Source organism: Corynebacterium sp. (assembly GCF_012837295.1).
Lineage (GTDB): Bacteria > Actinomycetota > Actinomycetes > Mycobacteriales > Mycobacteriaceae > Corynebacterium.
Genome location: NZ_DURI01000297.1, coordinates 1 through 8,995, shown reverse-complemented (window position 1 = coordinate 8,995; position 8,995 = coordinate 1). Strand labels below are relative to the sequence as shown.

The 8,995-nt window shown below is 71.9% G+C and carries 11 protein-coding genes and 1 riboswitch; of the genes, 10 read left to right on the top strand and 1 reads right to left on the bottom strand.

From position 1 onward, the window contains the following. On the bottom strand, positions 1 to 674 hold a 674-nt coding region (locus tag GX015_RS09615), incomplete at its 3' end, for an SDR family oxidoreductase (RefSeq protein WP_291344690.1). A gap of 70 nt (positions 675 to 744) precedes the next feature. Between GX015_RS09615 and GX015_RS09610 the strand changes: the two genes are divergently transcribed. The 10 genes from GX015_RS09610 to GX015_RS09565 all read left to right on the top strand — a co-directional run. Beyond that, positions 745 to 1,572, top strand: a complete 828-nt coding sequence (locus GX015_RS09610) for a sulfurtransferase (protein ID WP_291344688.1) — start codon at positions 745 to 747, stop codon at positions 1,570 to 1,572. A 25-nt stretch (positions 1,573 to 1,597) separates the two neighbouring features. Beyond that, positions 1,598 to 3,034, top strand: coding sequence for a hypothetical protein (locus tag GX015_RS09605; protein ID WP_291344686.1), 1,437 nt, complete (start codon positions 1,598 to 1,600; stop codon positions 3,032 to 3,034). Next, entirely contained in the window at positions 3,031 to 3,585 is a 555-nt protein-coding gene (pyrE, locus tag GX015_RS09600; protein WP_291344684.1) for an orotate phosphoribosyltransferase, read from the top strand. The genes GX015_RS09605 and pyrE overlap by 4 nt, the downstream gene beginning before the upstream one ends. 2 nt (positions 3,586 to 3,587) lie before the next feature. After that, positions 3,588 to 4,340, top strand: coding sequence for a lysoplasmalogenase (locus tag GX015_RS09595; RefSeq protein WP_291344682.1), 753 nt, complete (start codon positions 3,588 to 3,590; stop codon positions 4,338 to 4,340). After that, complete coding sequence (locus GX015_RS09590) at positions 4,337 to 5,023, top strand: TrmH family RNA methyltransferase (protein ID WP_291344681.1); 687 nt, start codon at positions 4,337 to 4,339, stop codon at positions 5,021 to 5,023. The genes GX015_RS09595 and GX015_RS09590 overlap by 4 nt, the downstream gene beginning before the upstream one ends. Before the next feature lie 87 nt (positions 5,024 to 5,110). After that, on the top strand, positions 5,111 to 6,316 hold the full coding sequence (locus GX015_RS09585) for a glycoside hydrolase family 76 protein (protein WP_291344692.1): 1,206 nt from the start codon (positions 5,111 to 5,113) through the stop codon (positions 6,314 to 6,316). Further along, positions 6,313 to 7,203, top strand: a complete 891-nt coding sequence (locus GX015_RS09580) for an ornithine cyclodeaminase family protein (RefSeq protein WP_291344680.1) — start codon at positions 6,313 to 6,315, stop codon at positions 7,201 to 7,203. The genes GX015_RS09585 and GX015_RS09580 overlap by 4 nt, the downstream gene beginning before the upstream one ends. Before the next feature lie 11 nt (positions 7,204 to 7,214). Beyond that, a riboswitch (guanidine-III (ykkC-III) riboswitch) is annotated at positions 7,215 to 7,280 on the top strand. Positions 7,281 to 7,293: 13 nt separating this feature from the next. Then, the gene (locus GX015_RS09575; RefSeq protein ID WP_291344679.1) at positions 7,294 to 7,608 is read left to right on the top strand and encodes a multidrug efflux SMR transporter; all 315 of its coding nucleotides are present in this window, start codon (positions 7,294 to 7,296) and stop codon (positions 7,606 to 7,608) included. An 8-nt stretch (positions 7,609 to 7,616) separates the two neighbouring features. Then, positions 7,617 to 8,027, top strand: coding sequence for a DUF3151 domain-containing protein (locus GX015_RS09570; protein WP_291344678.1), 411 nt, complete (start codon positions 7,617 to 7,619; stop codon positions 8,025 to 8,027). 6 nt (positions 8,028 to 8,033) lie between these two features. Continuing rightward, positions 8,034 to 8,995 (top strand): FUSC family protein (locus GX015_RS09565; RefSeq protein ID WP_291344676.1); only part of this gene is annotated, 962 nt, incomplete at its 3' end.

Below are 8,995 nucleotides of genomic sequence, written 5' to 3'. Positions count from 1 at the left end.
GTGTGGCGCTCGCCGTCCTTGTAGCCGGCGTCGATGCAGTCGACGACGGCCGTGGCGACATCGTCGGCGGTCAGGCGGATGCCCATGCGGGACGTGCCGGTGGTGGCCACGCCGTCGAGCATCCCGGTGTCGGCGAACAGCGGCCACACGGCGGCGACGCGGATGCCCAGGGGGCGCCACTCGTAATCCAGGGCTTCGGTCAGGCCGCGTACCGCGAACTTGGACGCCGAGTAGGTGGCCATGTCCGGGGTGCCGTAGATGGCAGCGGCCGACGCCAGGTTGATCAGCTGGCCGCGCGACTCCTTCAGGTACGACAGGCCCAGCTTCGCGCCGTAGGTGACGCCCTTGACGTTGACGTCGATGATGCGTTCGTCGACGTCGATGCCCGCATCCTCGAAGGCGCCGCCATAGAGGATGCCGGCGTTGTTGACGATCACGTCGATGCGACCCCCGGCGACTTCGGCGAAAGAACGCAGTGCCTCGCGCCATTCGTCGGGGTCGCGGACGTCGAGGTGCCCGGTGACCGCGCCCTTGCGGCCCTCGGCCCAGGAGACGTCGTCGGAGATGTCGTACACGCCGACGGTCCAGCCGCGGTCCAGGAGGATCTCGGCGGTCCGGCGGCCGATGCCCTGGGCCGCGCCGGTGATGAATGCGGTGCGCTTTGTCTGGTCCATGGCGCCAGGCTAACCGCCCGACGGAGGGCGGCGCGGCGGATTCGGCGGTTCGGCTCTAGGCTCTACCGGTATGAGCACCTGCATTTCCGCACGGGAACTCCACAGTCACATTCAAGCCGGCCGGCGCATCGCGGTCATCGACACCCGATGGTCCCGCGACCGGTCCGCCTACGGCCACTACACCATGGCCCACATTCCCCTGGCCCTGTTCTGCGATCCGACGTTCGACCTGGTCGGCATTCCGGACCGCGCCCACGGCCGCAATCCGCTGCCGGAGCTGGCGCGCGTCCAGGACGCCATCGACCGCTGGGGCCTCACCGACGCCCACGAGGTCGTGGTCTACGACCAGAACGACGGCCTGCTGGCGTCGCGCGGCTGGTGGATCCTCACTTGGGCCGGCGTGAAGAACGTCAAGGTCCTCGCCGGCGGCCTGGACGCCTGGGAAGCGGAGGGCTTCGACACCGCCGGCGGCCCGGGCAACCTGCCTCAGCCGGGCGATCTCGTCGCGAACGCGGGCAACCTCCCGGTCGTCGACGTCGATGACGTCGCGGAGTGGCCCGACAAGGGCGTCCTCATCGATTCCCGCGAGCTGACCCGCTTCCAGGGCCGCGCCGAGCGCCTGGACCTGCAGGCCGGCCACATTCCGGGCGCGGTGAACCTGCCGGCCCGCGCGCTGCAGCGCGACGGCGAGTTCCTGCCGGCGGAGGAGATCCGCGCCAAGCTCGCCGAGATCGGCGTGACCTCGGGCGATCAGGTCGCCGTCTATTCCGGTTCGGGCCTGCACGCGGCGCTGTTCGTCCAGGCGATGCACGAGGCGGGCCTGCCGGGCGCGTCGCTGTTCATCGGCGGTTGGTCGAAGTGGGCGGGTGATCCGGCGCGGCCCATCGTCCGCCTGTGAGGCAGCCGCATAGACTGTTCCCACGATGACTTACCTCTTCATTTTCCTCGGGATCGTGCTGCTGGGCGCGGGTGCGGCGTTGTTCGTGCTGGATTCGCGCCGCCGCGCGGGCGCGTCGGGTTCGCTTGACGACGTCCCGGCCGACTCCTTGGAGCCCACCTCCCCGTCGGATGAGGTGGGCGAGCCCGAGGTGGATGAAGAAGAGCCGGCGCCGGAGCCCGAACCCGAACCGGAACCGGCCCCTGAGCCCGAGCGTGAAGAAGCGCCGGAGCCTGAACCGGCCCCTGAGCCCGAACTCGATCCCGAACCCATTGACGTGGACGAGGTCGAGGACGAAGCCGACCCCGAAGAAGAACCGGCCCCCGAGCCGGAGCGTCCCGACGAGCCCGCCCACCCCGACGATGAACCGTTGGACGTGGGAGCTCCGGCTGCACCCAAACCCGCGCCGCGCCGCTCGCGGCCGTCGTTCGCGCCGCGGTTCCCCACCCGTGAGGAGCTGCGCCACGTCGGCCCGCTGGCCGGGCTGGCCGCGCGCCGCGCCCGCAAAGCGTGGGCGGACGACCGCAACGCCGACTTCCGCAAGATCGACGCGGAGGTCGCGTCGTGGTGGGACCGCGTCCCCGAGGGCGACGCCCGCGACGTGGTCAGCGGTTTCGCCCACGGCCGCGAAATGCACCTGTGCGACATCGGCGGCGTGACGCTGCTGGCGCTGCGCCGGCCGGTGCCCTCCGACGAGATCATGGAGTTCTCCCGCGACGGCCGCACCGATCTTCCCGAGGTCGGCGTCGAGGACGGCGTGACCGTCTCCGCCACGGACCCCGAGATCGTCCACCGCATCTTCGACGACCGCGCCCACCGCGTGCTGCGGTCCATCCCCGACTCCGTCACCGCCGCGTGGGCGGAGGGGGAGTGGGTCATCGGCGCCTTCGCCGACGGCTCCGGGCCCCTCGAGTGGGACGCGGCCATGGCGCCGCTGGCCGGCTTCGGCGACATCGCCCGACGCCTGCCACCCTCGCCGGGATCCATCGGCGAACTCGACGCCGCCCACCGCGATCCCACCCGGCCCTCGGCGGCCGACGCGGAGACTTCCGCGCCGGGCCACCTGCGGCCGCTTCCGGAACCCAGCGCGGCCACCGCCGCCACCACGGTCGCGGCGGTCCCCGATCCGGTCGAGGAAGCACCCGCCTGGCGGCCCCCGACCGCGTCTGAACACCCGTTGGAGACGCCGACGCGGGCCGTCGGAAAGCGAATGGGCGACGGCGATTTCCGCGATCTGGGCGAATCCGGCGCAGCCCTGCCGGCGCTGGGGGAGGACCCCGAGCACAGCCGGGCCACCATCACCGGAGGGCGCATCATCCGCCCCGACTCCGGGCCCGCGGGGATCTTCGGCGACGTCATCGACCACGCGGAACCCGAGAACAACGAAGACAACGAACACCAGGAAGAGGACGACCAGCGATGAACAACCCCCAGGTAGACGCCACGAAGCTCGCGGAACTCGCCGAGCTGGTCAAGGAGCTGGCCGTCGTCCACGGCCGCGTGACGCTGTCCTCCGGCAAGGAGGCCGACTACTACGTCGACCTGCGCCGCGCGACGCTGCACCACCAGGCCTCCCGCCTGATCGGCGAGCTGCTGCGCGAGCTCACCGCAGACTGGGATTACGTCGCCGTCGGCGGCCTGACGCTCGGCGCCGACCCGGTGGCCACTTCCGTCATGCACGCCGCCGGCCGCCCCATCGACGCGTTCGTGGTGCGCAAGGAGGCCAAGAAGCACGGCATGCAGCGCCGCGTCGAGGGCCCCGGCATCGAGGGCGCGCGCGTGCTCGTCGTCGAGGACACCACCACCACCGGCAACTCGCCGCTGACCGCCGTCGCCGCGCTGCGCGAGGCCGGCGCCGAGGTCGTGGGCGTGGCCACCGTCGTCGACCGCGACACCGGCGCCGCCGACGTCATCCGCGCCGAGGGGCTGGAGTACCGCTTCCTGCTCGGCCTCACCGACCTGGGATTGGAGTAGTCATGGGCAAGACCGAGACCCTGAAGCAGGCCGCCGCGCGCCGCACCATCGAGGGCGCCGGCGCGCTGGTCGCCGCCGTCGGCCGCGCGACCCGCGAACCGGAACGCGCCGGCTACGTCGGTGCGTCGCTGGTCAACGTCGTCTCCTCGGCGCTGGGCGCGGAAAAGCCCCGCAAGGCGTCGAAGACCCTGCTCATGCCGCTGCTCGCCGCCTCCGTCGTGCGCCGCCGCCACGAGACCAAGCCGGCCGTCACCGCCGGTCTGCTCGTCGGCCTGGCCGGCGGCTGGATCGGCGACCTGGTGCTCATGCCGCGCGTCAACGACCTGAACAAGGGCGCGGCGGCCTTCGCGGTCAACCAGGTGGCGTACATCAAGATGCTTCACGACGCCGGGGCCCGCCCCAACCGTTTCCGCGCCCTGACCCGCTACCCGCTGTGGGCCGCCTCCGTGGCCGGTGCCGCGCTGTCGCGCCCCGATCTGCTGCCGGCTGCCGCCGGTTACGGCGCACTGCTGACCACGACGTCGATGCTCGGCGACGACTCCGTTCTGGTCGCCGGTCTGGAAGAAGGCGACCCCCGCTTCGGCGTCGGCCACGGCGGCAATCTCTTCCTTGTCTCGGACGCGCTGCTGATGCTGCGTGCGCTGGTGGGGGAGGACAGCGTCGTCGGCAAGCTTCTCGATGCCGGCGTCATGGACACCTACACCGCCGCGCAGCTGCTGCTCGTCGACGGCATCCTGGAGCTCGGGCGGAAGTGACGGAGCCAGACCAGCCCGATAAAGAAAGCCAGCCCGGCCCCACCGAGTGGGGCACGCCGCGCGTCGGGGTCGGGCCGTGGGCCGAGGAGCACCCCGGCGAGCCCGTGCCCTCCGATGCGAAGTACGACCCGGAGCTGCTGGCCGAGGGCGACCGGCGCAACGTCGTCGACGCGTACCGGTACTGGACGCGCGAGGCGATCGTCGCGGACATCGACGCGCGGCGGCACCCGCTGCACGTGGCCATCGAGAACTTCGAGAACGACGCCAACATCGGCACCGTCGTGCGCACCGCCAACGCCTTCGCGGCCGCAGCCGTGCACATCGTCGGCCGTCGGCGCTGGAACCGGCGCGGGGCGATGGTCACCGACCGCTACCAGCACCTGCACCACCACGACACCGTCGGCGAGGTCGTCGCCTGGGCCCGCGAGCGCGGCCTGGCGGTCGTCGCCGTGGACAACGTGCCCGGGTCGGTGCCGCTGGAGACCGCGGAGCTGCCGCGCGAGTGCCTGCTGCTGTTCGGGCAGGAGGGGCCGGGCGTCACCGAGGCCGCCCGCGACGCCGCCGACATGACGGTGTCCATCGCCCAATTCGGGTCGACGCGGTCGATCAACGCGGGCGTCGCGGCGGGAATCGCCATGCACGCGTGGGTTCGAACACATGCGCACCTCGACGACGCGTGGTGAATCCGCCGCGGCACGTAGTATGAGCGTGGATTGCCGGGCGGTGTCGGTCGGGCCGGCGCCGGAGAGGAGTGGCACGTGGTGACCAAGATGTCCCGCACGGAGGCCGAGAACTGGGCCTACCGTGCCGATGTCGCGGAGCAGGCGATCAGGGACCGGCACGCGTCCCGGTTGTGGGGCCTGCCGGGGACCAATCTGGCGGTGCCGTCGTGGCCAGCCCCGGTGCAGCACAAGGCGTTCTTTTCCTGGCATTACTGGTGGCAGGCGCATTACCTGGACTGCTTGATCGACGCCGCCGCGCGCGTGCCGTCGCGGGAGAAGTCGAAGGCGGTGCAGGCGACCATCCGGGGCATCCGCATCCGCAACCTGTCGCCGCTGGCGTCGAACAAGTACTTCGACGATCGCGCGTGGATGGTGCTGGCCCTGGGCCGCGCCGGCCAGGTGGGCCGCGGCGCCCGCGGCACGACGCGGCGCCTGCTGCATTCGCTGGTGGAGGGCATCGACCCGTCGACGGGCGTGCTGCCGTGGCGGGTGGGCGACGTCTTCTTCAACGTGCCCTCCAACGGCCCGGCGGCCATCGCGTTTGCCCGGGCGGGGCGGTTGGACGAGGCCTGCGCGCTGGTGGACTGGATCTTCGACAACCTCGTCGACGATTCGGGGCTGATCCTCGACGGCGTGCGGCTGTCGATGGGCGGCATGGAGGTCGAGCGCGGCCGGTACACGTACAACCAGGGCGTCATGATCGGCGCGTGCCTGGAGATCGCCCTGGCCCTGCGCGAGCGCGGCGACCGTGAGGCATCGACGGGTTACCTCACCCGCCTGCACAACATCATTCACGCGGTGGCCAAGGACATGGCGACGTCGGACAACGTGATCAAGGGCGGCGGTGGCGGCGACGGCGGCCTGTTCAACGGCGTGCTGGTGCGCTACCTGGCCGACGCCGCGCTGCGCCTGCCGGATGACGGCCGCACCGACCGCGCGGCCTCCCGCATCGCCCGCCGTCTGGTGCTGGCCACGGCCAACAGTGCGTGGCACAACCGCCTGGAGGTCGACGGCCTGCCGCTGTTCCCGGCCGATTGGACGAAGTCGGCCACGTTCCCGCAGGCCGGTGGCCTGGTGTCGGCGTCCGTCGGCGGTGCGGTGCGCGAGGGCGCGATCCGCGAGCGCGACCTGTCGGTGCAGCTGTCCGGCTGGATGCTCATGGAGGCCGCCGCCCGCGTCGCCGACGACGTCCGCCGCAAGTCCGCCGATCCGGGCCAGTCCCAGCTGCCCGACAAGGGGCCGTCGTGCGAGTGATCGGCTCCGACGAAGTCCGCTCGGCCATGACCGTCGGCCGCGCGGCGTACGTCCTGCGCGCCGCATTGCTCGATGGCCTCGATCCGGCCGCCGACATCCCCCGCGGCAGCGCCGACGTCCCCTCCGGCGGCCAGCTGCTGTGGATGCCGTCGACGGGCCGCGACCACGTCGGCGTCAAGCTGTTGACCGTTGGAGGGCAGCCGTGGGTGCAGGGCGCCTACCTGCTTTTCGACGGCCCGACGCTCGCCCCGTCCGCCGTCCTCGACGGACCGGCGCTCACCGATCTGCGGACTCCGGCGGTGTCCTTCGCGGGCGTGCTCGAGATCGTCGAGGCCCGCCGGGAACCCGGCCGGCCGCTGCGCGTGGCCATCGTCGGCTCCGGCCCCCAGGCCATCCACCACGCCCTCGGGGCGGTGGAGCTGTTCGGGGAAGTCGACGTCACCTTCGTCGTCCGCACCCCGCGCGACGTCGACTGCGCCGTGCCGCATTCCGTTGCCACGGAGCTGCCGACCGGCGCGGATTTCATCGTGTGCGCCACCTCGGCGGCGGAGCCGGTGCTGGCCGACGCCGACGTCGCCGATCACGCCGTCGTCGTCGCCATGGGCGCCCACCACCCCGACAAGCGCGAGCTGCCCGGCGAACTGATGGGCCGTGCCCGCGTCATCGTCGAGGACGCCCACGTCGCCGAGGCCGAATGCGGCGACGTCATGATCGCCGTCGACGAAGGCCATCTCCGACGGGGCGACTGGACGGAGTTCCGGGACGTCGTCGTCAAGCGGGAAGTTGCCCTGGAACTGGCGGAATCCGACGCGCCCGTCGTGTTCAAGACCGCCGGGATGAGCTGGGAGGACCTCGCCGTCGCGGTGGAAATCCTCGCCCGCGTTTGACATCATCTGGGCCAGAGGCGCGCCACGCGACCTCCCGGACGAGGGAGCCGTACCCGGTCCACGACAAGACGGCCGGAAGGGACGGCCGCCATGGCCTGGTTCATTCTCATCCTGTCGGGGGCGTTCGAAGCCGTGTGGGCCGTCGCACTGGGCAAGTCCGACGGGTTCACGAGGCTCGTGCCGTCGATCGTGTTCTTCGTGGCGCTGGTCATCTCCATGGGCGGCCTGGCGTGGGCCATGCGCGACCTGCCGCTGGGCACCGCGTACGCCGTGTGGGTGGGCATCGGCGCCACGCTGACCGTCGCCTACGGCATGGTGTTCGACGGCGATCCCGTGACGCTGCCGCGGATGCTGTTCCTGGCGATGATCGTCGGCGGCATCGTCGGCCTCAAGGCGCTGGCATAGTGGTCGGCATGAAGCTCAACGACATGATGGCCCCGCCCCCGGTGCACCTGCCCGCGTTCGACGACGCCGACGCCGCCCGCGCCGCCGGCAAGCCGGCCGACGACGTCATCCGCATCTGCCCCCGCGACTCCGCCGCCTGGGCCGACCTGGCCGAGGCCGCGCTGGACCGCGGCGAGGACGTCACCGCCTACGCCTTCGCCCGCACCGGCTACCACCGTGGCCTGGACCTGCTGCGCGGCAACGGCTGGAAGGGCTTCGGCCCGGTGCCGTGGTCGCACCAGCCCAACCGCGGCGTCCTGCGCGCGATCTCGGCGCTGGCGAAGGCCGCCCGCGCGATCGGCGAAGACGACGAGTACGACCGCTGCCTCGCCCTGCTGCAGGATTGCGACCAGTCCGCGGTGGCCGCCACCAACCTGTAGGCGCGCATGACCCGACCTCCCCGCGAACCCCGCGACATCGGCCTCGACGCCACGGAGTACCTCGAGGCGCTGCGCCACCCCGCCTCCCGCGCGGCGATGGCGCTGCGCCGCCGCATGCGCCCGCGCACGCGGTTCCTCCACGGCGTCGAGCGGCTGCGCACGCGGTGGCTGCTGGTCATCCAGGCGGCGCTGGCCGCGGGCCTGGCGTATTGGTTCGCGCTGGAGGTCCTGGGCCACCCGAACCCGTTCTTCGCGCCGATGGCGGCGTTCATCGGCCTCAACGTCATGGTGGCCGGGCCGCGCCTGAAATTCAGCATGGAGCTGGTCTTCGGCGCGGCGCTGGGCGTCGGCGTGGGCGACGTCATTTTCTCGGTGCTCGGGCCCGGCGTGTGGCAGCTGACGGTCGGCGTGCTGGTGGCCATGATGATCGGCGTTTTCGTCGGCCGAGGCCCGCTGGTGGTCAATCAGGCGGCGTCGTCGGCGGTGCTCATCGCCACGATCATGCCGCCGGGGTCGACGCTGTCCTACGAGCGCATGGTGGACGCCCTGGTCGGTGGTTTGATCGGCGTGTTGGTCATGGCGCTGATCCCGCGCAATCCGGTGTCGGAGGCCCGCCGCACGGTGGCGACGGTGCTCGATCTCAGCGCGGACGTGCTCTACGACGTCGCCCGCGGCCTCGAGGATCGCGACGCCGACCGCATCCGCGCCGGCCTCCAGGTGGCCAGGGCCTCGCAGGCCGACGTCACCCTCATGGACCGCACCATCGCCGATGGCGTGGAGCAGGTGCAGTTGTCGCCGCTGCTGTGGAATCGCCGCCGGCAGTTCCGCTCGCTGGCCCGGCTGGTCCATCCGGTCGACAACGCGGTCCGCAACATCCGCGTCCTGGCGCGCCGGGCGATCACGTCGACGGAGGACAACGTCGCCGCGTCGGATCAGCTCGTCGCGTTGGTCATGGGCGTCAGCCAGTC

Bases quoted from the DNA above. Each gene is read 5' to 3' on its own strand.
- GX015_RS09575 (WP_291344679.1), top strand. From the start codon at position 7,294: ATGGCCTGGTTCATTCTCATCCTGTCGGGGGCGTTCGAAGCCGTGTGG.
- GX015_RS09610 (WP_291344688.1), top strand. From the start codon at position 745: ATGAGCACCTGCATTTCCGCACGGGAACTCCACAGTCACATTCAAGCC.
- GX015_RS09585 (WP_291344692.1), top strand. From the start codon at position 5,111: ATGTCCCGCACGGAGGCCGAGAACTGGGCCTACCGTGCCGATGTCGCG.
- GX015_RS09595 (WP_291344682.1), top strand. From the start codon at position 3,588: ATGGGCAAGACCGAGACCCTGAAGCAGGCCGCCGCGCGCCGCACCATC.
- GX015_RS09570 (WP_291344678.1), top strand. From the start codon at position 7,617: ATGAAGCTCAACGACATGATGGCCCCGCCCCCGGTGCACCTGCCCGCG.
- pyrE (WP_291344684.1), top strand. From the start codon at position 3,031: ATGAACAACCCCCAGGTAGACGCCACGAAGCTCGCGGAACTCGCCGAG.
- GX015_RS09605 (WP_291344686.1), top strand. From the start codon at position 1,598: ATGACTTACCTCTTCATTTTCCTCGGGATCGTGCTGCTGGGCGCGGGT.